Genomic DNA, 23360 nt, shown 5'->3' with positions numbered 1-23360 from the left:
AGACCTATGAGAGACGAGGTCAAGACATCCTGCTTAAAACGGCTCAAACGGATCGAAGGTCAGATCCGCGGATTGGCCGCCATGGTCGAGGACGACCGCTATTGCATCGACGTGGTGACGCAGATCGCGGCCGCGCGCGCGGCGCTGCGCCGCGTCGAGGAAGAGGTGCTGCGCGATCATGTGGCGCATTGCGTCGAGCATGCGATCTCGTCCGGCGACAAGGCCGACCAGCGGCGCAAAATCGCCGAGCTGATGGACGTGATCGGCCGTGCGGATAGGTGATCTAAGCGCCACCCCATACTCGATGTCGTCCCTGCGTTCGCAGTGCGAAAGCAGGGACCCATAATCACAGGACGCCGGGACGGAGCGAGCTAGGCCACAGCTCGCTTCAACAACGCGACCCTGTGGTTATGGGTCCCGGGTCGCGCTTCGCTTGCCCGGGACGACGTGGGAAAGAGCGGCACCCGCACATTCAGCGTCGTCCCGGCCTTCGCCGGGACGACGTGGGGAAAAAGCTCTCTCGAAATCGATGCTCAGGTATTGAATCTGAAATGCATGACGTCGCCGTCGGCGACGACGTACTCCTTGCCTTCAAGCCGCAGCTTGCCGGCATCGCGCGCGCCGGCTTCGCCGTTGCCGGCGATGTAGTCGGCATAGGCGATGGTCTCGGCACGGATGAAGCCCTTCTCGAAATCGGTATGGATCACGCCGGCGGCAGCGGGCGCCTTGGTGCCGCGGTCGATGGTCCAGGCGCGGGCTTCCTTCGGGCCGACGGTGAAATAGGTGATGAGATCGAGCAGCCGGTAGCCGGCGCGGATCAGCCGATCGAGGCCGGCCTCTTCCAGACCCAGCGTCTCCAGGAAGTCAGTGCGTTCCTCACGCGACAACGTCGCGATTTCGGATTCGATCTTGGCCGAGATCACGACCGCGACCGCGCCCTCCTCCTTGGCGCGCTCGAACACTGCCTTGGAGAAATTGTTGCCGTCCTTGGCCGAGCCTTCCTCGACGTTGCAGACGTAGAGCACGGGCTTCGAGGTCAAGAGCCCGAGCATGCGGAACGCACGCTCCTCCTCCGGCTTGCGTTCCAGTCCGCGGGCAGGCTTGCCGTCGCGCAGCAACACCAGCGCGCGGTTGACCAGCTCGAGCTGCTCCTTGGCTTCCTTGTCGTTGCCCTTGGCCTTCTTCGAGAGGTTGTCGACGCGCTTCTCGAGGCTGTCGAGATCGGACAGCATCAGCTCGGTCTCGATGGTCTCGATGTCGGCGAGCGGCGCGATCTTGCCTTCGACATGGGTGATGTCGGAATCCTCGAAGCAGCGCACCACATGGGCGATGGCGTCGACCTCGCGGATGTTGGCGAGGAACTGGTTGCCGAGACCTTCGCCCTGCGACGCGCCGCGGACGAGGCCCGCGATGTCGACGAAGGTCAGCCGGGTCGGAATGATCTGCGCGGACTTCGCGACCGCCGCGAGCTTCTCCAGCCGCGGATCGGGCACCGCGACCTCGCCGACATTCGGCTCGATGGTGCAGAACGGATAGTTCGCCGCCTGGGCGGCCGCCGTCTCGGTCAGCGCATTGAACAGCGTCGACTTGCCGACGTTAGGCAGCCCGACGATCCCGCATTTGAATCCCATGTCTTCCTCGATAATCTCTGGTTCGTCATGGCGGGCTCGTGCCGATGACGGATAAGGGAGATCAGGCCGGCTTCTCGCCGCCGTTCTCACCCTTGTCGAAAAACCCCTTGGCCTGCATCGTCAGATGCACCTTGTTGGCGAACGACGCGTCGTGCCCCGCAGCCAGCAGGCCGGCATTGTCGGCGACGGCCTGGCACAGGGCCTCCACCCACGCCCGGTCGCTCTTGGCGAAGTCGGACAGCACGTGGCTGTGCACGAGCTCCTTGACGCCGGGATGACCGATCCCGAGCCGCACCCGCCGATACTCGTTGCCGATATGCGCGGAGATCGAGCGCAGGCCGTTGTGGCCGGCGATCCCGCCGCCGATCTTGACCCGCACCTTGGCGGGCGGCAGTTCGAGCTCGTCCTGGAACACGGTGATGTCGGAGGGCGCGAGCTTGAAGAAGTTCGCCGCTTCCTGCACCGCGCGCCCGGACTCGTTCATGTAGGTGGTCGGCTTCAGCAGCACGACCTTCTCGCGATCGACGACGCCCTCGGAGGTCTCGCCCTGAAAGCGACGGCGCCATGGTCCGAAACCATGACGCCGTGCAATCTCATCGACCGCCAGGAAACCGATATTGTGCCGGTTGCTGGCGTATTTCGCGCCGGGATTACCGAGACCGACAAAGAGGCGCATGGCGCGGCATCCCGCGTCGGCGCGCCATCAGACGATCGCGCGCCGACCTGATCGATTACTTCTTCTTGTCGCCACCGGCGGGAGCCTTGGCACCCGCGGCCGGAGCCGCAGCACCCGCAGCCGGAGCCGCCGCAGCGGCCGGAGCTGCAGCACCCGCGGCCGGAGCAGCGCCACCGGCAGCAGCCGCAGCCGCGGCCTTCTGCTCTTCGGCGTAGCCGGACGGCGGCACGAGGGTGACCAGGGTCGCGTCCTCGCGGGTCAGCGACTTCACGCCCTTGGGCAGCTTGATGTCGGTGAGATGCAGCGAGTGGCTGATCTCGAGGCTGCCGACGTCGGCTTCGATGTATTGCGGAATGTTGTCGACCGCGCATTCGAGTTCGAGCGCGTGGGTGACGATGTTCACGGTGCCGCCGCGCTTGACGCCGGGGGCGGTTTCGGCGTTCACGACGTGCAGCGGCACGCTGACGCGGATGGTGGCGCCTTCGCCGAGCCGCATGAAGTCGACATGGACCGGGAAGTCCTTCACCGGGTCGAGGTGGTAGTCGCGCGGAATCACGCGATGCTTCTTGCCCTCGAGATCGATGTCGAACAGCGTGGTGAGGAACCGGCCCGCCAGGATGCGCTGGCGCAGTTCACGATCGTCGACCGAGATGGTCACCGGGGGCTGGTTGTCTCCGTAGATCACTCCGGGAACTCTCCCGGCGCGACGCTCTGCCCGGGCGGCCCCCTTGCCGCTCTTCGGACGCGCGGTCGCCTTCAATTCCTTGACGGTCGCCATAGCGTTAAGTCCTTGTATTTAAAAAGTTAAAGGCCGCAGCGCGGCCCATGCTCAGGTCCACAGCAAGCCTCCAGGGGTGCGGGGGCCGCGGACGTGGCGGGCTTTTAGCCCCAAAGGGCCGAAATGACAAGGAAATGAAGGGATTTTTCTCGGGTTACCGAGCGAGGATCGTAGCCCGGATGGAGCGAAGCGAAATCCGGGACCACTGCCTCTGCGGGCCGGCCCCGGATTGCGCTTCGCTCCATCCGGGCTACGGGACTGCGCTCCGGGCCGTATCAGCCGGCCGTACCGCCGAGCTTGGCCTCCAGCGCCGCGATCCTCGCCTTCAGCGCCTCGTTCTCCTCGCGCGCCAGGCGGGCCATGTCCTTGACCGCGTCGAATTCCTCGCGCTTCACCACGTCGAGGTCGCGCAGGATCCGTTCCGCCTGGTTGCGCATGACCGTGTCGACCTCGCGCTTGACGCCCTGGGCGGCGCCCGCGGCATCGTTCATCAGACGGCCGATCTCATCGAAAAACCGGTTGCTGGTCTGGGTCATTTCGCAAAACTCTCCGCGTTCACTGCCTCGCGCCAAAGACAATGGCGATCTCAGCCATCCGGTTCAAGTCCGCCGCGAATGGCAGGCCTCCCGAGGCTTGCCTTGTCATGCTCCGGTTTCCTTGCAATCGTATGAACTCACAACAGAAATCGCACACATAACGCGAGCAGAAACGCCATGATCGACCAGACCGTCGAGATCCCGACCAAGGACGGCAAGACCACCACCTTCATCACCCATCCCGAGCGCGGCGGCCCCTTCCCCGTCGTCATCTTCTACATGGACGCGCCGGCGATCCGCGAGGAGCTGCGCGACATGGCGCGCCGGCTCGGCACGTCAGGCTATTATGTGATGCTGCCCAATATGTATTACCGCGCCGGCGTGATGGAGCTCGGCCCGATCAATCCCGATCCGGAATCGCCCGAGCGCAAGCGCATGTTCGAGCTGATGCACTCGCTCAACATCCCGCTGGTGATGGAAGACACCAAGGGCCTGCTCGCCTATGCCGAGACGCAGAAGGCCGCCAACACCAGGATCATCGGCACTGTCGGCTATTGCATGAGCGGCCGCTATGCGGTGAACGCGGCGACGCATTTCGGCGATCGCGTGAAGGCCGCCGCCTCGGTCTACGGCACGCATCTGGCGACCGACCAGCCCGACAGTCCGCATCTTGCCGCGCAAAAGACAAAGGCCGAACTCTATTTCGCCTGCGCCGAGACCGATATCTACGCGCCACAGGACATCATCGAGCAGGTGAAGGCCGGCATGAAGGGATCGAACAACGAGGTCGAGATCTATCCCGGCACGCATCACGGCTTTGCGTTCCCCAAGCGTCCGGTCTATGACCGCGACGCCGCCGAACGCCATTGGGAGCGGCTCCTCGCGCTTTACCGGCGCAACCTCGTGGGCTGAGCCTCAAGACGCACGATGCCGTTCCTGCTGATCGACTTTCCGGTGTTCAATCCCGTCGCGCTCTCGCTCGGGCCGATCGTGATCCGCTGGTATGCGCTGGCCTACATCGTCGGCATCGTGCTGGGCTGGATCTACGCCCGCTCGCTGATCAAGAAGGAGCGGCTGTGGGGCGGCCCGGCACCGATCACGCTGCCGCAGCTCGACGATTTCATCCTCTGGGTCACCATCGGCATCATCGTCGGCGGCCGCACCGGCTATGTGCTGTTCTACAATTTGCCCTTCTTCATCGCGCATCCGGGCGAAATCCTCGAATTGTGGAAGGGCGGCATGTCGTTCCACGGCGGCTTCCTCGGCTGCGTCGCCGCGGTGATGCTGTTTGCCCGCCGCAACAACATCCCGATCCTGTCGCTCGGTGACATCACCACCGCGGTCGCGCCGATCGGGCTGTTCCTCGGCCGGCTTGCCAATTTCATCAACAGCGAATTATGGGGCCGTCACGCCGATCCGAGCCTGCCCTGGGCCATGATCTTCCCTAATGGCGGGCCGCTGCCGCGGCATCCGAGCCAGCTCTACGAGGCCGGGCTCGAGGGCATCGTGCTGTTCGCGGCGCTGGCGATCATGATCCGGATGGGTGCGCTCAAGCGTCCCGGCCTGATCCTCGGCAGCTTCATCACGATCTATGGCGTTGCCCGAATCATCGGCGAGCACTTCAGGGAGCCCGACCCGCAACTCGGATTCCTGTGGGGCGGACTAACCATGGGCATGCTGCTGTCGGTGCCAATGATCATCGTGGGCGTTATCATCATCACGGCCGCCGTCCGCCGCAGGGCGAACGGTCCGGCACCGAGTTCAACCTGAACAGGTTCAATCCAAAGCAAGTGCAATCCAAGGAAGGCCGTGAACGAACCCTCCCCGCTGCTGGATGAGATCAGGAAGCTGATCAAGCTGTCCGGGCCGATGCCGGTCTGGCGCTACATGGAATTGTGCCTGATGCATCCGCGGTACGGCTACTATCTGTCGCGTGATCCGCTCGGCCGCGAGGGCGATTTCACCACGGCGCCCGAGGTCAGCCAGATGTTCGGCGAACTGCTCGGGCTGTGGAGCGCCTCGATCTGGCGCGCGATCGGCTCGCCGGAGACGTTCCGCCTGATCGAGCTCGGGCCCGGCCGCGGCACCATGATGTCCGACGCGCTGCGTGCGCTGCGCGTGCTGCCGCCGCTCTACCAGTCGCTCAGCATCCACCTCGTCGAGGTCAACCCGGTGCTGCGCGAGAAGCAGTACGCCACGCTGACGGGCGTGCGCAACATCACCTGGCACGATAGCATCGACGACGTGCCCGAGGGACCGGCGGTGATCCTCGCCAACGAATATTTCGACGTGCTGCCGATCCACCAGATGGTCCGCCGCGAGACCGGCTGGCACGAGCGGACGGTCGGGATGGATGCCAATGGCAACCTGTATTTCGCGCCCGCGCCCGAGCCGACACCGCATTTCGAGGTGCTGCTGCCGCCGCTGGTGCGCGCCGCGCCACTCGGGGCAGTGTTCGAATGGCGGCCCGACAACGAGATCATGAAGCTCGCCACGCGGCTGCGCGACCAGGACGGCGCCGCGCTGATCATCGATTACGGCCATCTGCGCAGCGACGCCGGCGACACCTTCCAGGCGATCGCGCGCCACAGCTTCGCCGACCCGCTGAAGAACCCCGGACAGGCCGACGTGACCGCGCATGTCGATTTCCAGGCCCTGGCGCGGGCCGCCGAGGATGTCGGCGCGCGCGTCCACGGACCGGCGACGCAGGGCGACTTCCTCAAGCGTCTCGGCGTCGAGGCCCGTGCCGCCGGGCTGATGGCGAAAGCAAGCCCCGAAGTCTCCGCCGACGTTGCCGGTGCGCTGAAGCGGCTGACCGATTCCGGGCGCGGCGGGATGGGCTCGATGTTCAAGGTCATGGCCATCTCCGACCCGCGCCTCACCTCGATCGCCGGATTGAGCGATCAGCCTGACGAGACCGAACAATGACATTGGGATCACCGCTGCTGTCGGCCATTCCGGGCCTGCGCCATGCCTTCTTCTCGCGCGAGGGCGGCGTGTCGGAGGGCATCTATGCCGCGCTGAATGGCGGGCTCGGCTCGCGTGACGATCCAGCCAAGGTCGCGGAGAACCGGCGGCGGATGGCGGCGCAGCTCGGCGTGCCGCTCGATCACCTCGTCAGCGTGCATCAGGTTCACTCGCCTGACGTCGTGGCCGTGACCGGTCCATGGAATGGCGCCGCGCGCCCGAAGGCGGACGCGCTCGTCACCCGCACCGAGGGCCTTGCGATATCGGTCACGACGGCCGACTGCGGCCCAATCCTGTTCGTCGATCCCAATGCGCGGGTGATCGGCGCGGCGCATGCCGGCTGGAAGGGCGCGCTGACCGGCGTGCTGGAATCGACCATCGACGCGATGGAGAAGCTCGGCGCCGAGCGCGGCGGCATCGTCGCCGCCATCGGCCCGCTGATCCGCAAGGAATCCTACGAGGTCGGCAACGAATTCGTCGAACGCTTCATCGAGGCCGATGCGGAGAACGGCATGTTCTTCATGCCCGCCGAACGCGACGGACACGCGATGTTTGATCTTGCCGGCTTCATCCGCATGCGGCTGGAAAATGCCGGCGTGCTGATGATCGACGATCTCGGCATCGACACCTATTCCGACGAGCGCTGCTTCAGCTACCGCCGCTCCGTGCACCGCAAGGAAGCCGATTACGGACGACTCGTTCACGCCATCGCGCTGGAAGGCTGACGCCGGGCATCCAACGCGTTTTCCCGCGAAGTGGATACCGGTTCGCGGTGAAGAAAACGCGTCAAGATAAAATCTGGCGATTTTTGTGCGACAAGCGTCTTGACTCTCCACCTGCTGGAGACCGGACAAGCGGCGCATGACACAACGCACCTACAGCATCGGCGAGGCGGCACGGCTCAGCGGAATTTCCGTCCGCAAGCTCCGCTTCTATTCGGACCAGGGGTTGCTGCCGCCGGCCGGCCGCACCGCGAGCGGCTATCGCGTCTTCACCGACGACGAACTGGTTCGCCTCGACCTGATCCGCTGTCTGCGCGATGCGGGGCTCGGTCTCGATGCTATCCGCGAGGTCCTGACCAAGGAACTCTCGCTGGTCGAGGCGCTGCAGCTTCGCCTCGAGACGCTGGAAGCGGAGATCGCGGCACAGCGCCGCGTCGCCTCGGCCCTGCGGGCTGCGTTGCGTTCACCGCAACTCACCGAAGCAGACTTGAGGAGATTTTTGACCATGACGCAGCTGTCCCGCGCCGAGCGCCGCAACGTCGTCGAACGCTTTTTCGAGAAGGTGTCCGACGGTATCAACATCGACCGGAAATGGATCCGGCAGATGATCGAGACCAGCGTGCCCGAATTGCCCGACGAGCCGACGCCCGAGCAGTGCGATGCCTGGATCGAGCTTTCGGAGATGCTCAACGACCCTTCCCTCGTCGCCAACATCCGCGCCAACGCGGAGGACGTCTGGAATCACCACGTGCTGGATCTCACCGCCTGGCAAGCGGCCAACGAAACCGTGCTGGCGAGAGCCAAGGAGATTATCGCGACCGACCTCGGCCCGACGTCGGAGGTGGGCCAGGCGCTGGCCCGCGACTGGCTGGAAACATCGGCGCGATTGCAGCGAAAACCTGATCTGGAATTCCGCAACTGGATCCGCGGCAAATATGCCCTGCACGACGCCCGTGCGGCGCGCTATTGGGAGCTCGTCGCCATCATGCGCGGGCAATCGCCGGACGCGAGCCCGAACCGCGAATGGGCCTGGATCACTGCAGCCATGCGGCACCATCTCTCTGACTGAGCAGGGAAATCCGAAACCTCGCGGCGCGCCGCCCGGATCGGTTAAGCGCTGTGGCCGTCCTGCCCTAGACGTTAAGCCGTTTTAACGATATCGCAGGACGCAATGAGGGAAGCGTCGAACCGCCAGTTTCAAACTGGGACAGCCGTGCGTGCCGCGATCGCATGCTCGTGGCTCGCGATCGCGTGCGCGCTTGGCGGCTGCGCGGCCGGCGGCAACGTGGCCGATTCCTACGCCATGGCCACGCCGGCAAGCAGCGGCGCAACGGTTGCGTTCGAATCGATCGACGGCCCGCCGCCCCAGGTGTTCGACCGCATGGTCGGCGTGCTCGACAGCGAGTCCAAGCTGCGCAGCCTGTCGATCGTGTCGCGCCAGGGCGCTGCCGCCTATCGCGTGCGCAGCTATCTGTCGGCTCAGGTGGTGCGCGGCCGCACCATGATCGCGTGGGTGTGGGACGTCTACGACAGCAACCAGCAACGCGCGCTGCGGCTCTCCGGCGAGGAGCCCGCCGGCAAGGCCGGCCGCGACGCGTGGGCCGCCGCCGACGACCTGGTGCTGCGCAAGATCGCCAAGGCCGGCCTCAGCGGCCTGTCCGGCATGATCAATGGCGGCCCGGCGGACGGCCCCGCGCCCGCCCCGGCACCGGACCTCCGCGGGCCCACGGTGGCAAGCGCCCCGGCCGCCGCCGCGCCCGAGACCGTGGCGCTCGGCTATTCCGCCGACTAAACCCCGTTATCGCCCGGGGAAATGCGTTTTTTTGCCCAGGAAAACGGCGGCCAAGCCCGGCTAATGGGTTGCCATCGGATGCGCCTGCCTGATATTCCCTCGCGCACCGAAAACCCGCCGGTTCTGTAAGGACTTGAGATGCTGAACGTCGTATCCAGCAAGGCGCGGGGGGAAGCATCGATGTCGGCAAAGAACGGATCAATCAAACTCGTCGCCGGCAACTCCAATCCTGCGCTGGCGCAGGACATCGCCAAGGGACTTGGCATCGAACTGACCAAGGCCGTGGTCCGGCGCTTCGCCGACATGGAGATCTTCGTCGAGATCCAGGAGAACGTCCGCGGCTCGGACATGTTCATCCTGCAGTCGACGTCGTTTCCGGCCAACGACAATCTGATGGAACTGTTGATCATCACCGACGCGCTGCGCCGCTCCTCGGCGCGCCGCATCACCGCGGTGGTGCCCTATTTCGGTTATGCCAGGCAGGATCGCAGGTCCGGCTCGCGTACGCCGATCTCGGCCAAGCTGGTCGCCAACCTGATCTCGCACGCCGGCGTCGACCGCGTCATGACGCTCGACCTGCATGCCGGCCAGATCCAGGGCTTCTTCGACATCCCGACCGACAACCTGTTCGCGGCGCCCCTGATGGTGCGCGACATCAAAGAAAAGTTCGACCTCGCCAAGGTGATGGTGGTGTCGCCCGACGTCGGCGGCGTGGCGCGTGCCCGCGGCCTCGCCAAGCGCATCAACACCCCGCTCGCCATCGTCGACAAGCGCCGCGAGCGCCCCGGCGAGTCCGAGGTGATGAACGTGATCGGCGACGTCGCCGGCTACAACTGCATCCTGGTCGACGACATCGTCGATTCCGGCGGCACTCTGGTGAATGCGGCCGAGGCGCTGATCGCGCACGGCGCCAAGGAAGTCTCGGCCTACATCACCCACGGCGTGCTGTCCGGCGGCGCCGCCGCGCGCATCGCCTCGTCGCGTCTGAAGGAACTGGTCATCACTGACTCGATCCTGCCGACGGAAGCCGTCAACAAGGCACCGAACATCCGCCAGATCTCGATCGCCGGACTGATTGCCGAAGCGATCGGCCGCACCGCGGCGGAAGAGTCGGTTTCCAGCCTGTTCGATTAAGCCCCACTGTCGTCCCGGCGAAAGCCGGGACCCATAACCACAGGCCTCCATTGTGGAGAGCCACTGTGGCCCCAGCTTTCGTGACAACAAACATTCGTGGTTATGGGTCCCTGCCTTCGCATGGACGACACCAAGTATGTGGCGCCAGACGCGTTAGAACCCCGGCCGTGGAACGTGGCTCATCAGCGTCCGCGCATAGCCGCCATCGACGATGATCTCCTCACCATTGACGTATGACGAGCGGTCGCTGGCTAGGAACAGGGTCGCGTCCGCCATGTCCTGCGGTGCTCCGATCCGGCGCATCGGCACCACGGCGGTGCGCCGCTCGGTGACCCCTGGCGTGTCGTAGAAGGCCTGGCTCATCGGCGTCACGACAAGGCCGGGGCTCACCACATTGCTGCGGATGCCATGCGGCCCCCATTCGGCGGCGAGTTGCTGCGAGAGCATGACGACCGCGGCCTTGCTGACGCTGTAGGCGCCGCTCTGCCCCTGCGCATTGCTGGCAGCGATCGAGGCGACGTGGATGAGGCTGCCGCGTCCGGCCTTGCGCATCTGGCGGCCGAACGCCTGGGCGCAGATGAAATAGCCGGTGAGATTGACCGCCAGCACCGCATTCCACTCCGCGAGCGGCAGCGTGTCGAGCCCGCCCGGGCGCAGCACCGCCGCGGTGTTGACGAGGATGTCGCAAGCGCCGAGCGTGCGCGCGACGGCGTCGGCGGCTGCCGCGACATTGTCCTCGCTGGTCGTGTCGCAGGTCGCGACGAGATGACCGTCGCCGAACTCGCCAAGCTTTGCCTTGGTCTCCGCGAGGGAGCGCTCGTCGCGATCGAGCGCGGCGACGCTGGCGCCGGCCCGCGCGAAACTGACCGCGGTAGCGCGGCCGATACCGCCGCCTCCGCCGGTGACGACGGCAACGCGGCCCGACAGGCCGAGCCAGTCGGAGGAATGTTGTTCGGTCATGGGGCGCCTCCCGCGCGTTTTGGTTTTATGCCGCAAGCATAACCGAACGCGCCGCGGGCGAGAGCGATCCCGGCACGCATGCCGGAATCGCTTTTCCGCCGATGCTAGCCGGGAATCCCCGCCGCGACCTGGCCGCGCAGACGCTCGAGGCTGAGCAGCGTGTTGGCGCAGGCTTCCGCGACCTCGATCCCCTTGATGACGAAGTGCTTGCGGAAGAACTCGTAATGCACCTCGGTCTCGTGGAATTGCTGCGGCGTCAGCACCGCCGAGAACACCGGCACCTCGGTGCGCAATTGCACATCCATCAACGCCTTGATCACGGTGTCGGCGACGAATTCGTGGCGGTAGATGCCGCCATCGACGACGAGCCCGGCCGCGACGATCGCGGTGTAGCGGCGGGTCTTCGCCAGCAGCTGGGCATGCAGCGGGATCTCGAACGAGCCCGGCACCTCGAACACATCGACATTGGTGATGTGCCTCGCCTCGATCTCCTTCAGGAAGGAGATGCGGCACTCTTCCACCACGTCCCGATGCCAGGACGACCGTACGAAGGCAACACGCTGCGGCTTTGCGAAGTGCGGATGCTCCGGCGTCGGCGGAATGGCCGGCGTATCGGGAGCGCTTTCTGCCTGGGGGGTTTGGACTTGAGAAGCTTGAACGTCTTGGTCTTGCAACATCTGATTCATGGCTTTCCTCTTTCAGGACCAGAATCAGGGCACACGGACAACGACACGAGCCCACGCGAAAATCGCGTTGGCTGCCGCAACCGTTCTCTTTCATCCGGACTGTAACCGTCGGCTTCGGAATTGCACCGAATCTGCTGACCCTTCTCCCGGCTTCGCGGAGGAAGGCGCTCGCGGGCTTGGGCTCATCACCCTTACCGCCGGTGGGGATTTTCACCCCGCCCTGAGAACTCGGCACGCCCGGGATGGACGTGCCTGAGCAGAAATATGACCAAAGCGCGACAGCCGGGCAAGGCCTTTGGCATGGGGAAACGGCATGTCCCCATGAGCGCGTTGCGGCTCTGCAAGGTTGATGCGAGGGCCCGACGGCTGATTCACGGGCGCGGCGAAGCGCCGGCAAATGGTTAACAAAGCGTTACGCGAACGCTTAGATTCCGATTTGTTCTCAAAATCACAGATGTGGCGGAGATCAGCTGTGGACGATGCGCGCTTTGGCTGTGGACGGACTCGGCGTGCGGTTGCGCGGATTCCGCAAATCACATCACTTCATCGGCGTCAGGTCCAGGGGCATCCGGAAGCCCGGTCAAGGAACTGCACTCGGCCACGACGCAGTATGTCGCAAGTGCCGGCTTCCGTGTGCGTATCAAGCGATCATAAGAACAAGGTCCGAGACGGCATGTCCCTCCTCGAAAGCATTATCGATTCCCGGAATAACCCGCTTGCGGTGGTCGAAGATATCGCCACCGACAACAACTGGGCGTTCGAGCGTTCCGGCGAAGACGAGGTGACGATCGTCTCCAAGGGAGACTGGATCGATTATCAGCTCTCGTTCACCTGGATGGGCGAGATCGAGGCGCTGCATCTCGCCTGCGCCTTCGACATGAAGATGCCGCAGGCGCGCCGCGCCGAGGTGCAGCGGCTGGTCGCCGCGATCAACGAACAATTGTGGGTCGGCCATTTCGATCTGTGGACCCACACCGGCATGGTGATGCATCGTCAGGCGCTGGTGCTGCCCGGCGGCCTCACCGCCTCCACCGCGCAGTGCGAGGCCATGGTGGTCAACGCGATCCACGCCTGCGAGCGCTACTACCCGGCGTTCCAGTTCGTGGTGTGGGCCGGCAAGTCGACCGCCGAGGCGATGGCCGCGGCGATGTTCGATACCGAGGGCGAGGCGTAAGGATTTCGCTCCAGCGCTCCCACACGCTCGGCGTCGTCCCGGCGAAGGCCGGGACCCATACTCCGCGGCCCCTGGGCTTAAGCAAACTGCTTGTGGCTGATCGCGTGCCTCACTAGAACCGCCTGTGGTTATGGGTCCCGGCCTTCGCCGGGACGACGTGAGAGTTTGCGGAGTCACCTGTGAGCACATCCAGCAGCGCACTGACGAATACTTCCGGCACCATCGCGCTCGCGGGCGCGGGCAAGATGGGCGGCGCCATGCTGACCGGCTGGCTCGCGCAGGGCCTTGCACCCGAGCGCGTCGCGGTGATCGACCCGCATCTCTCGCCGGAGATTTCCGCGCTTGCCGCAAAGGGCGTGCGGCTCAATCCGCAAGCGAAGGATCTCGGCACGGTCGACACGCTTGTCGTCGCGGTGAAGCCGCAATCGTTCCGCGACGCCGGCGCCGCACTGAAATCCTTCGTCGGTCCCTCGACACTCGTCGTCTCGATCATGGCCGGCACGACCATGTCAGCGCTGGAAGAGGTTGTCGGCGGCGCGGTGGTGCGCGCGATGCCGAACACGCCGGCAGCGATCGGCCGCGGCATCACCGTCGCTGTACCGTCGAAGCGCGTCACCGCCGCGCAGCGCGCGATGACCGATGCGCTGCTGAAAGCGACCGGGCTCGTCGAATGGGTCGACGATGAGAGCCTGATGGACGCGGTGACCGCGGTCTCCGGCTCGGGCCCTGCCTATGTGTTCCTGCTCGCCGAGGAGCTGGCGCGCGCCGGCGTTGCGGCCGGCCTGCCCGAGCAGCTTGCGACCACGCTGGCGCGGGCGACCATCGCCGGCTCCGGCGAATTGCTGCATCGCTCGGATCTGCCGTCGGCGACCCTGCGGCAGAACGTCACCTCGCCCGGCGGCACCACCGCCGCGGCGCTCGAGGTGCTGATGGCCAATGACGGCATGCAGCCACTGATGACCCGCGCGATTGCCGCCGCGGCAAGGCGCTCAAGGGAATTGGCGAAGTAGCGCATGCACCGTCATTGCCGGGCTTGACCCGGCAATCCATCGAACAAGGACGCTTTCTTCCTTGATGGATGCGCGGGTCAGGCCCGCGCATGACGAGTTCGCCGGACCAACGACACAGGCCGCCTACTGCGCCGAACCCGACGTCCCGGCCAGCCGCTTGTTGAAGCTTTCGACATTGATCGGACCGCGGGCGTGGCGGCCTTCGCCGAGCTTGCGCGTGCCCTCAAAGGCCTCGACCTCGAAGCGGATCACGCGGCGCTCGACCGCGATCACTTTGGAGGTCGTCCGCACGGTGGCGCCGACCAGCGCGGCGGCGAGATGGCGGATATCGACCTCGGTCCCGACCGTGACCCAGCCGGGCTGCAGCGCGGCGCGAATGGCATCGCCCGACGCCATCTCCATTTCGAGGATCATCATCGGCGTCGCATAGACCATCGGCATGCCCGGCACGAAGTGACCGACGGTGCGCTCCGGCGGCACCACGAGCATGCGCTCGGCGCTCATGCCGATCCTGATGAAATCGCGTGCGTCCATGGATGCCTTGCTCGTCATTCCGGGGCACGCGAAGCGTGAACCTCAGGTGCGCAATCGCGCATCGGGGAATCTGGAGATTTTGATCGAGATCCCCGGCTCGCGCTAATGCGCGCCCCGGGATGACGCGCTTTCGCGCGTCACTTCTTCGCCGCAGCCGCGCGCTCGACGAACGACTTGCCGCCCTTCATCTTGTGATGCAGCGGCGCTTCGTTGATCTGGATCACGACCGCGTCGGCATCGACGCCGAGATTCTTCACCAGTGCCTGGGTGATGTCGCGCATCATGCCGAGCTTCTGCTCGTCGGTGCGGCCGGCGGCCATGCTCACGGTGATCTCAGGCATTGTTGCTCTCCCTCTTGTTGTCGCCATGGCCGGGCTCCTCCCGGCCATTCACGTCGCCGCGCATCAAACAAGAGGTGGATGCCCGGCACAAGGCCGGGCATGACGTCACAAGCGAATGGCTATCCCCACGCCACGTCATGCCGCGCCAGGACCTCGCGGACCCTGGCGACCAGATCGGCCTCCGCGCAGGAGAACTGCGCCGGACGCGTCTCACGCCATTCTTGGTTGGAGGCGATCGCAGCTGCGGCCTTGGCGCCTTCGATCAAATCCTTGATCTGCACCTCGCCGCGCGCCTTCTCGTCCGAGCCCTGGATGATCACGCAGGGCGAGTTGCGGCGATCGGCATATTTGAGCTGGTTGCCCATGTTCTTCGGATTGCCGAGATAGAGCTCGGCGCGGATGCCGGCCTGGCGCAACTGCGCGACCATCTTCTGGTAGTCGGCGACACGATCGCGGTCGAACACGGTGACGACGACAGGGCCGAACTCGGCCCGCGTGTCGAGCTCGCCGAGCATCGTCAGCGCCGCCTGCAGGCGCGACACCCCGATCGAGAAGCCCGTTGCCGGCACCGGCTCGCCGCGGAAGCGCGAGACCAGGCCGTCATAGCGGCCACCGCCACCGACCGAGCCGAATCGCACCGGGCGCCCCTTCTCGTCCTTGGTGTCGAGCAGCAGCTCAACCTCGTAGACCGGGCCGGTGTAGTATTCGAGGCCGCGAACAACGGTGGGATCGATGCGGATGCGATCCGCGCCATAGCCGGACGCCGCGACCAGCTTGGCGATCTCCTCGAGCTCGCTCACGCCGGCCTGACCAACTTCGCTCTTCGCCAGATAGGTCTCCGCCGCAGCAATCGCCTCTCGCCAATCGTCGCGCTGCTGCGTGACGGCCAGGACGATATCGGCATCCGCGGGGCTCAGGTCGGCGCCCTTGGTAAAGTCGCCCTTGCCTTCTTCGCCGCCATCCCATCGTCCGGGACCAAGCAGCTTGCGAACCTCGTCGGCGGGAAATTTGTCCAGCTTGTCGATCGCGCGCAGCACCGTGAGACGGCGGCCCGCATTCTCCTCACCGCCGAGGCCGATCGCCTCGAGCACGCCGTCGAGCACCTTGCGGTTGTTCACCTTCACGACATAGGAGCCGCGCGGAATGCCGAGCGCTTCCATCGTGTCGGCCGCCATCATGCAAATCTCGGCGTCGGCCGCCGGCGTCGCCGAGCCGACCGTGTCGGCGTCGAACTGCATGAACTGGCGGAAGCGGCCGGGACCGGGCTTCTCGTTGCGGAAGACATAGCCGAACCGATACGACCGATAAGGCTTCGGCAGCGCGTCGAAGTTTTCCGCGACATAGCGCGCCAGCGGCGCGGTGAGGTCGTAGCGCAGCGATATCCACTGCTCGTCATCGTCCTGGAACGAGAACACGCCCTCATTGGGCCGGTCCTGGTCGGGCAGGAACTTGCCGAGCGCGTCGGTGTATTCCATCGCCGGCGTCTCCACCGGCTCGAAGCCGTAGAGCTCGTAGACGGCGCGGATCTTCTCGACCATCGCCCGCGTGGCATTGATCGCGGCCGGGCCGCGATCTTCCAGCCCGCGCGGCAGGCGCGCCTTCAGTTTCTGGGGTTTCTTGGGTTTCTCGGCCATGTCATGCGCTGCAAGGTCTGTAAGCCGCGGTAGCTTACAAATAGAACGCCGGGTTACCAGCCGAGGCGGCGCGGAGCAAGGTATCCGGCCGCTCTTACCTCGCCCCGCTTGCGGGGAGAGGTCGGAATTCAAGTGTAGCTTGAATTCCGGGTGAGGGGGACTCTCCGCGAGCCGTGCTCTTACCATGTTTGCGCAAGCAGCCCCTCACCCCACCCTCTCCCCGCAAGAGCGGGGCGAGGGAGCGAGAGAGAGTGCCTACCGTACAGCCCGCGCGTCAGGCGACGTTCCTGATCCAGTTATGCGGGTCGTTGGTGCGACCGTACTGGATGTCGACCAGCTTCTTGCGCAGGCCCATGGCGACCGGGCCGGCCACGCCGCCGCTGATCTGGAAATCGCCGCTCGCCGAGCACACCTTGCCGATCGGCGAGATGACGGCCGCGGTGCCGCAGGCGAACGCCTCCTTCAGCTTGCCGCTGGCGGCGTCAGCGCGCCATTGCTGGATCGTATAGGGCTCCTCGCGCACACGCGTGCCGGCATCCTTGGCAAGCGCGATGATCGAGTCGCGGGTGATGCCGGGCAGGATGGTGCCGAGCGGCGGCGTCAGCAGCGAGCCGTCGTCGAACGCGAAGAACACGTTCATGCCGCCGAGCTCCTCAATGTAGCGGCGCTCGACCGCATCGAGGAACACGACCTGGTCGCAGCCCCGTTCGATCGCCTCGGCCTGCGCGCGCAGGCTGGCGGCGTAGTTGCCGCCGCATTTGACGGCGCCGGTGCCGCCGATTGCGGCGCGCGTGTAATTCTCCGACACCCAGATCGACACCGGCGCAGGGCCGCCCTTGAAATAGGAACCGACCGGCGAGGCGATGACCGAGAAGATGTATTCGGCCGACGGCTTCACGCCGAGGAAGACCTCGCTCGCGATCATGAAGGGCCGCAGATAGAGACTGCCCTCGCCGCCCGGGATCCAGGCGCGATCGATCCGCACCAACTGCTCGACCGCATCGATGAACAAATCCTCGGGCAACGGCGCCATCGCCATGCGCTCGGCCGAATCATGGAAGCGGCGGGCGTTGGCGTCCGGCCGAAACAGGTTCACGCCGCCGTCGTCGCGCTTGTAGGCCTTGAGGCCTTCGAAAATTTCCTGGGCGTAGTGCAGCACCGCGCCGGCCGGATCGAGCGGAAAATTGGCGCGGGCCTCGACGCGGGCGCTGTGCCAGCCCTTGCCCTGGCTGTAGCGGACGATCGCCATGTGATCGGTAAAGACCCGGCCGAAGCCGGGGTCCACGAGCTTCGCCGCGCGATCCTTGTCGGACGTCGCATTCGGCGAAGGCTGGATGTCAAATTTCAAAGTCATTTTTCTTGCTTTCCGCTGTCGGAACCGGCGCGATACCCGGCGCCGGCCTGTTTCCCCCGGAGCCATCAGGCTCGGCTGGCCCGAACTTCACCACCGCCGGCCACGCCGCCGGCTTCCATCGCCAACATGCCGTTTAGACATGCTTTTGCGGAATGCTGAAGTCCAGTATGTTTGCCGAAATGCCGCTCGACAATCGCACGGTAGTCCAATTTGCGGCCCAAACCGCCTCACAGGCTCGTTCAGGCCGCCTTAAACGCTGTCGAGGACAAAACGACCTAATGTTTCGTCGTGACCGGCAGTTTTGTAACATTGAACCCAAGATACGTCAATATGACTGACATAAATTTCTCAGGCATGGCTGCCAAGCCCGATTCGCAGGGAGACGACAACGCCCCGGCGGCGGGGGCGCGCGACCTGCGCTGGGATATCATCGAGCTGTTGTTCTTCGCCTACCGCGACTTTGTCGGCGATGCCGACCAGGAGCTGGAGGCGTTCGGCTTCGGCCGCGCCCACCACCGCGTCATCCACTTCGTGACCCGCTATCCGGGGCTGAAGGTCGCCGACCTGCTCGACGTCCTGCGCATCACCAAGCAGTCGCTCGGGCGCGTGCTCAAGCAGCTCCTGGACGAGGGCTATATCGTGCAGAAGACCGGCAACAACGACCGCCGGCAGCGCCTGCTCTACGCCACACCGAAGGGCGAGGCGCTGGTCGCCAAGCTCGCGGGGCTGCAGACCGACCGCATCAACCGCGCGGTCGCCGGCATCGATCCGGCCGGCCTCGAGACGGTTCGCCAATTCCTCCGCGCGATGATCGACCGCGACGATCCCGACAAGGTGCTCGAAGCGATCTTCGGCGGCGGCAGAAAAACGAGGGAGTGAGCTGGTGCAGGCTGCAACCATGATGCGCGCGCCGGTCGAGCCGGCCGACGACGCGCCGCATCTTCTGCTGGTCGACGACGACCGCCGCATTCGCGACCTGTTGTCGCGCTTTCTCTCCGGCGAAGGCTACCGGGTCACGACGGCAATGAGCGCCACCGATGCGCGCGCCAAGCTGCTCGGGCTGCATTTCGACCTGCTGATCCTCGACGTGATGATGCCCGGCGAGAACGGCTTCGACCTCGCCCGCTTCATCCGCAGCTCCTCGACGGTGCCGATCATCATGCTGACCGCCCGCCACGAGGCGGAAGCCCGCATCGAGGGCCTGCAGATCGGCGCCGACGATTATGTCGCCAAGCCATTCGAGCCGCGCGAGCTGGTACTCCGGATCGGCAATATCCTCAAGCGCACCGCGCCGCCGCAGGTCGCGGTCGTCGAGCAGATCGCGTTCGGCCCCTATATTTTCCACATCGAGCGCAGCGAACTGCGTCAGGGCGAGGAGATCATCCACCTCACCGATCGCGAGCGCGAGATGCTGCGCATCCTCGCCAGCGCGCCCGGCGAGACCGTGCCGCGCGCCGAGTTGACCTCCGGCGGCACCGTCAACGAACGCGCGGTCGACGTGCAGATCAACCGCCTGCGCCGCAAGATCGAGCACGATCCTGCCAATCCGCTGTTTCTGCAGGCGGTGCGCGGCATCGGCTATCGCCTGGTGGCTTCGCCCTGAGCATGACCCAGAAAGTAGCCCGCATGAGCGAAGCGATATGCGGGGTTGGCAAGCCCCGGATATCGCTTCGCTCATCCGGGCTACGAAATCCCATCGCTCTATAAGTATCGAACATGAGCACGCTCGACTCCGGCCTGACCCTGATCCGCAACGCCTCGCAGCGCGTCTCGAAGGCGAACGGCTGGATGGGCAACGCGTTCAAGAGCTGGATGCCGACCGGCCTCTATGCCCGCGCGCTGTTGATCATGATCGTGCCGATGGTGATCCTGCAGACCGTGGTGGCGTTCGTGTTCATGGAGCGGCACTGGAACACGGTGACGCGGCGCCTGTCGGCCGCGGTGGTGTCCGATATCGCCGCGCTGATCGACGTCTACAAGAGCTACCCGCAGGACAAGGACCGCGCGCAGCTTCGCCGCATCGCCCAGAAACTGCAGCTGGTGGTCGATTTCCTTCCCGCCGGCGACATGCCGCCGCCGGGGCCGAAGCCGTTCTTCTCGCTGCTCGACCAGACGCTGTCGGTGCAGCTCGGCCGCCAGATCAGCCGCCCGTTCTGGATCGACACCGTCGGTAAATCCAATTTGGTCGAGATCCGCGTGCAGCTCGACGATTCGGTGATGCGGATCTTCGCCCAGCGCAGCGCGGCCTACGCCTCCAATTCGGAGATCTTCATCTTCTGGATGCTCGGCACCTCGACGATCCTCCTGATCGTCGCCGTGCTGTTCCTGCGCAATCAGATCAAGCCGATCCTGCGGCTCGCCGACGCCGCCGAAAGTTTCGGCAAGGGCCGCGAGGCACCGAACTTCCGGCCGCGCGGCGCGCGCGAGGTGCGGCGCGCGGCGCAGGCCTTCATCGAGATGAAGGCGCGCGTCGAACGTTCGATCGAGCAGCGCACCGCGATGCTCGCCGGCGTATCGCACGATCTGCGCACCATCCTGACCCGGTTCAAGCTCGAGCTTGCCCTGATCGGCGAAGGCCCCGAGATCGAGGCGATGCGCAAGGACGTCGACGAGATGTCGATGATGCTGGAGGATTATCTCGCCTTCGCGCGCGGCGATTCCGGCGAGGTCGCGCAGCCGACCGACATGGCGTTGGCGCTGGAGGAATTGCGCAGCGACGCCGAACGCCACGGCCACACCGCGACCGTTGCATTCCACGGCCTGCCCGTCGTCACGGTGAAGCCGGCCTCGTTCAAGCGCTGTCTCGCCAATCTCGTCTCCAACGCGGCGCGCCACGCCAACACCATCTCGATCACCGGCCATCGCGACCATCGCTATCTCAACGTCACGGTCGACGACGACGGGCCGGGCATCCCCGCCGACATGCGCGAGGAAGTGTTCAAGCCGTTCCTGCGGCTCGACGATGCCCGCAACCAGGACGAAGGCGGCACCGGGCTCGGGCTTGCGATCGCCCGCGACATCGCCCGCTCGCATGGCGGCGACATCATGCTCAGCGAAAGTCCGATGGGCGGCTTGCGCGCCGTCGTGCGGGTGCCGGTGTAACCTACCAGCGGTAGGACAAGGTGCCGATGACCTGCCGCCGTTCGCCGGCATAACAGTAACCGGACTGGCAGGTCTGGTAGTGCGTGTCGAACAGATTGGTCGCGTTGACGCGCATCGTGGCGCCGAGGAAGCGCCGGTCCAGCTTGCCCAGATCGTAATCGATCACCGCATCGAACAACGTCGTCGCAGCGTTCTGGAACGTGTTCTGGTCGTTACCGAAGTTCGTGCCGATATAACGCACGCCGAGACCAAGCCCGAGGCCTTCGACGGGCACGCCGGACTGGAACGTATACTTGCCGAAGGCGGCGAAGGAATTCCCCGGAATGCCGGAGAGCTCATTGCCGGTCGTATCGGGATTGCCCTGCGTGATCACGACGTTGAGATGGGTGTAGGCGGCGGTGAGATCAAATCCCTGCTTGAGCGCGAGCTTCGCCTCGAGTTCCACACCCTTGGATTCGACCTGCCCGGTCGCTGCCTGGAATGCCATGTTGTTCGGATCGGTACGCAGCACATTGTCCTGCGTGATGTCGAACACCGCGGCGGTCAACAGCACCGGAACGTTCGGCATCTGGTACTTGATGCCCACTTCCTTCTGCTCGCCGGTGGTCGGCCTGAACGGCAATCCGGATGCGTCGACGCCGACCTGCGGGGCGAATGCCGTCGCGTAGCTGATATAGGGCGCAATGCCGTTGTCGAAGACGTAGCTCAGGCCCGCACGGCCCGTGAAGGCGGTCGCCTTCTGCGTTGACGGCACGCCGTCGAGACCCGCGGTCGTGGTCTGCGACACCCAGCTCTGGCGGCCGTTGAGCGTCAGAATAAAGCCTCCGAGCTTGGCCTGCTCCTGCGCATAGACACCGACCTCGTCGGTCGACTGCTTGTTGAAGATCGAGAATGCCGGCGTCGCGATGGCCTGGGCGCCGTAGTTCATGGTCAGGAGATTGAGATCGGGCGCCGGGCCGTAACCGATCTTGTCGTTGTAGTAGGAGTGACCGTAGTCGACGCCGAACAGCACGGTATTCTTGATCGCGCCGAGCATGAACTTGGCCTCGGCCTGATTGTCGAGCGTCACCGTGTTGAAGCTGTCCAGGATCCGCCACGCGGACCGCGACGCCAGATTGGTGCTGCTGTCGATTGAATCGATCTGGGTGTATTTCGCGTCGACGTCGACCTGGTAGAAGCGGAAGTTCTGCCGCACCGTCCACACATCGTCGACATTGTGCTCGAACGCGTAGCCGATGCGATATTGCTTCTGATCCATGGCGCTGAACGCCGGATCATTCGAGTAGATGTTGGTCAATTGTCCGTCGGGCGTGCGGAAGTTGCCGATGCTTGCGGCGGTTCGGCTGCTTTGATATTCGCTCAGGATGGTGAAGGACGTGTCGGCGTCGGGCCGCCAGGTCAGCGCCGGCGCGATATAGGCGCGATCGTCGTCGTTGCCCGGATACCAGGTCTTTGCGTCGCGAAGCAGACCCGTCAGCCGGTAGTACAGCTGATCGCTGCCGGGCACCGGACCACCGACATCGAAACTGCCCTGGTAACGGTCGTAGGTGCCGCCCTGCAGCTGCACCTCACCGAATGCCGTCAACGGCGGCCGCTTGGTCGTGACATCCACGATGCCTCCCGGAGAGCCGAGGCCATAGAGGCCCGAGGCTGGACCGCGGAGGATCGACACGCTGTCGAGACCGTAAGGTTCGATCTTGGGAATTGCGAAGTTGCCGCCGCCCTGGCGCAGGCCGTCGCGATAGATCCCTGTATAGGTCGCGTCGAAGCCACGGATGTAGAAACTATCGAACCTTGGATCATAGCCGAACGCCGTGGTCGTCACGCCCGGCGTGTAGCTGACGGCGTCCTTGAGCGTCTGAACGTTGCGATCCCTTAGCTCCTTTTGCGTGACGACCGAAAGCGACTGCGGCGTCTCGATCAGCGCCGTGCTGGTCTTGGTGCCGGCAGTGCTGGCGGTCGCGACGTAACCCGTCGTCGTACCGATCGCGCCACCTGTGCCTTGCGACCGCGGAGCCTGACTCTGGGCGGACGCCGAGGCACTGCGGCGCCGGTTCGCCGCGACCGCGCGCGAAGTCCTGGTATTCTGACTTGAAACGACGGCACCGCGCTTTTTTGCGGCGCCAGGTTCATCCACCGTCACTGCGGGAAGTTCGCTGACATTGTTCTGCGGAGGACTTGTCTGCGCCTGAGCGGTGGCGACGTCTGTGCCCATTGGCACAAGTATGACCGAACCGAGCAGCGCCGCATTAATCGCAGCCGTTGATGCGAGCAAGCCGCGCTTGCTCCGCAACGAAGCCATTCCCACCGAACAAATCCCCACATTGCC

Annotated in this window: 24 protein-coding genes and 1 riboswitch; of the genes, 13 read left to right on the top strand and 11 right to left on the bottom strand. The window is 65.1% G+C overall.

Annotated features, from left to right (window positions below; genetic code table 11):
• Nucleotides 1–6 precede the first annotated feature (6 nt).
• Nucleotides 7–282: a metal-sensitive transcriptional regulator gene (locus Q2M23_RS10975; RefSeq protein WP_018269815.1), complete on the top strand. Its 276-nt coding sequence runs from the start codon at nt 7–9 to the stop codon at nt 280–282.
• A 251-nt stretch (nt 283–533) separates the two neighbouring features.
• Here the strand turns inward: Q2M23_RS10975 and ychF are convergent, their stop codons facing one another.
• The 4 genes from ychF to Q2M23_RS10955 all read right to left on the bottom strand — a co-directional run bounded on the left by ychF (nt 534) and on the right by Q2M23_RS10955 (nt 3621).
• Nucleotides 534–1631, bottom strand: a complete 1098-nt coding sequence (ychF, locus tag Q2M23_RS10970; protein WP_057016605.1) for a redox-regulated ATPase YchF — start codon at nt 1629–1631, stop codon at nt 534–536.
• A 61-nt stretch (nt 1632–1692) separates the two neighbouring features.
• Nucleotides 1693–2307 (bottom strand): aminoacyl-tRNA hydrolase, encoded by a 615-nt coding sequence (gene pth, locus Q2M23_RS10965; protein WP_057016606.1) that lies wholly within the window; start codon nt 2305–2307, stop codon nt 1693–1695.
• Nucleotides 2308–2362: 55 nt separating this feature from the next.
• Nucleotides 2363–3085, bottom strand: coding sequence for a 50S ribosomal protein L25/general stress protein Ctc (locus tag Q2M23_RS10960; protein WP_168856580.1), 723 nt, complete (start codon nt 3083–3085; stop codon nt 2363–2365).
• A 275-nt stretch (nt 3086–3360) separates the two neighbouring features.
• Entirely contained in the window at nt 3361–3621 is a 261-nt protein-coding gene (locus Q2M23_RS10955) for an accessory factor UbiK family protein (RefSeq protein ID WP_050384261.1), read from the bottom strand.
• Nucleotides 3622–3798: 177 nt separating this feature from the next.
• Between Q2M23_RS10955 and Q2M23_RS10950 the strand changes: the two genes are divergently transcribed.
• The 7 genes from Q2M23_RS10950 to Q2M23_RS10920 all read left to right on the top strand — a co-directional run bounded on the left by Q2M23_RS10950 (nt 3799) and on the right by Q2M23_RS10920 (nt 10236).
• The gene (locus Q2M23_RS10950) at nt 3799–4533 is read left to right on the top strand and encodes a dienelactone hydrolase family protein (protein ID WP_057016608.1); all 735 of its coding nucleotides are present in this window, start codon (nt 3799–3801) and stop codon (nt 4531–4533) included.
• A 15-nt stretch (nt 4534–4548) separates the two neighbouring features.
• Nucleotides 4549–5391 (top strand): prolipoprotein diacylglyceryl transferase, encoded by an 843-nt coding sequence (gene lgt / locus Q2M23_RS10945; protein WP_316395535.1) that lies wholly within the window; start codon nt 4549–4551, stop codon nt 5389–5391.
• Between the two features lie 99 nt (nt 5392–5490).
• Entirely contained in the window at nt 5491–6549 is a 1059-nt protein-coding gene (locus Q2M23_RS10940) for a class I SAM-dependent methyltransferase (protein WP_168856587.1), read from the top strand.
• Entirely contained in the window at nt 6546–7313 is a 768-nt protein-coding gene (pgeF, locus tag Q2M23_RS10935) for a peptidoglycan editing factor PgeF (RefSeq protein WP_076825521.1), read from the top strand. Before Q2M23_RS10940 ends, pgeF begins: the two co-directional genes overlap by 4 nt.
• Before the next feature lie 136 nt (nt 7314–7449).
• Nucleotides 7450–8379, top strand: a complete 930-nt coding sequence (locus tag Q2M23_RS10930; protein WP_316395533.1) for a MerR family transcriptional regulator — start codon at nt 7450–7452, stop codon at nt 8377–8379.
• 102 nt (nt 8380–8481) lie between these two features.
• On the top strand, nt 8482–9102 hold the full coding sequence (locus Q2M23_RS10925; RefSeq protein ID WP_316395532.1) for a hypothetical protein: 621 nt from the start codon (nt 8482–8484) through the stop codon (nt 9100–9102).
• Between the two features lie 180 nt (nt 9103–9282).
• On the top strand, nt 9283–10236 hold the full coding sequence (locus tag Q2M23_RS10920) for a ribose-phosphate pyrophosphokinase (RefSeq protein ID WP_028344316.1): 954 nt from the start codon (nt 9283–9285) through the stop codon (nt 10234–10236).
• 153 nt (nt 10237–10389) lie between these two features.
• Here Q2M23_RS10920 and Q2M23_RS10915 read toward each other — a convergent pair whose 3' ends face one another.
• Complete coding sequence (locus Q2M23_RS10915; protein WP_316395530.1) at nt 10390–11196, bottom strand: SDR family oxidoreductase; 807 nt, start codon at nt 11194–11196, stop codon at nt 10390–10392.
• Nucleotides 11197–11300: 104 nt separating this feature from the next.
• Complete coding sequence (locus Q2M23_RS10910) at nt 11301–11882, bottom strand: 6,7-dimethyl-8-ribityllumazine synthase (protein ID WP_316395529.1); 582 nt, start codon at nt 11880–11882, stop codon at nt 11301–11303.
• A 78-nt stretch (nt 11883–11960) separates the two neighbouring features.
• A riboswitch (FMN riboswitch) is annotated at nt 11961–12114 on the bottom strand.
• A 441-nt stretch (nt 12115–12555) separates the two neighbouring features.
• On the opposite strand from Q2M23_RS10910, the gene Q2M23_RS10905 reads away from it, so the two are divergent.
• On the top strand, nt 12556–13056 hold the full coding sequence (locus tag Q2M23_RS10905) for a YbjN domain-containing protein (protein ID WP_016844492.1): 501 nt from the start codon (nt 12556–12558) through the stop codon (nt 13054–13056).
• Nucleotides 13057–13235: 179 nt separating this feature from the next.
• Nucleotides 13236–14066, top strand: a complete 831-nt coding sequence (proC, locus tag Q2M23_RS10900; protein WP_057016615.1) for a pyrroline-5-carboxylate reductase — start codon at nt 13236–13238, stop codon at nt 14064–14066.
• Nucleotides 14067–14189: 123 nt separating this feature from the next.
• On the opposite strand, the gene Q2M23_RS10895 is transcribed toward proC, so the two are convergent.
• The 4 genes from Q2M23_RS10895 to Q2M23_RS10880 all read right to left on the bottom strand — a co-directional run bounded on the left by Q2M23_RS10895 (nt 14190) and on the right by Q2M23_RS10880 (nt 17929).
• Nucleotides 14190–14600: a thioesterase family protein gene (locus tag Q2M23_RS10895; RefSeq protein ID WP_316395528.1), complete on the bottom strand. Its 411-nt coding sequence runs from the start codon at nt 14598–14600 to the stop codon at nt 14190–14192.
• A gap of 137 nt (nt 14601–14737) precedes the next feature.
• Nucleotides 14738–14941, bottom strand: coding sequence for a tautomerase family protein (locus Q2M23_RS10890; protein ID WP_018269806.1), 204 nt, complete (start codon nt 14939–14941; stop codon nt 14738–14740).
• A 119-nt stretch (nt 14942–15060) separates the two neighbouring features.
• Nucleotides 15061–16575, bottom strand: a complete 1515-nt coding sequence (hisS, locus tag Q2M23_RS10885; RefSeq protein ID WP_076825529.1) for a histidine--tRNA ligase — start codon at nt 16573–16575, stop codon at nt 15061–15063.
• Nucleotides 16576–16849: 274 nt separating this feature from the next.
• The gene (locus tag Q2M23_RS10880; protein WP_225645612.1) at nt 16850–17929 is read right to left on the bottom strand and encodes a branched-chain amino acid aminotransferase; all 1080 of its coding nucleotides are present in this window, start codon (nt 17927–17929) and stop codon (nt 16850–16852) included.
• 330 nt (nt 17930–18259) lie between these two features.
• On the opposite strand from Q2M23_RS10880, the gene Q2M23_RS10875 reads away from it, so the two are divergent.
• The 3 genes from Q2M23_RS10875 to Q2M23_RS10865 all read left to right on the top strand — a co-directional run bounded on the left by Q2M23_RS10875 (nt 18260) and on the right by Q2M23_RS10865 (nt 21031).
• Nucleotides 18260–18808, top strand: a complete 549-nt coding sequence (locus Q2M23_RS10875) for a MarR family winged helix-turn-helix transcriptional regulator (RefSeq protein WP_410469710.1) — start codon at nt 18260–18262, stop codon at nt 18806–18808.
• 19 nt (nt 18809–18827) lie between these two features.
• Entirely contained in the window at nt 18828–19532 is a 705-nt protein-coding gene (locus Q2M23_RS10870) for a response regulator (protein ID WP_038377300.1), read from the top strand.
• Nucleotides 19533–19645: 113 nt separating this feature from the next.
• A complete protein-coding gene (locus Q2M23_RS10865) occupies nt 19646–21031 on the top strand; it encodes an ATP-binding protein (RefSeq protein WP_057016618.1) in 1386 nt (461 codons plus the stop codon).
• Between the two features lies 1 nt (nt 21032).
• Here Q2M23_RS10865 and Q2M23_RS10860 read toward each other — a convergent pair whose 3' ends face one another.
• Entirely contained in the window at nt 21033–23246 is a 2214-nt protein-coding gene (locus Q2M23_RS10860; RefSeq protein ID WP_316395527.1) for a TonB-dependent siderophore receptor, read from the bottom strand.
• Nucleotides 23247–23360 lie beyond the last annotated feature (114 nt).

The organism is Bradyrhizobium sp. 33ap4 (genome assembly GCF_032654765.1).
Taxonomy (GTDB): domain Bacteria; phylum Pseudomonadota; class Alphaproteobacteria; order Rhizobiales; family Xanthobacteraceae; genus Bradyrhizobium; species Bradyrhizobium australafricanum.
The sequence above is the reverse complement of the archived record's forward strand: the minus strand, read 5'-3'. Positions and strand labels throughout refer to the sequence as shown.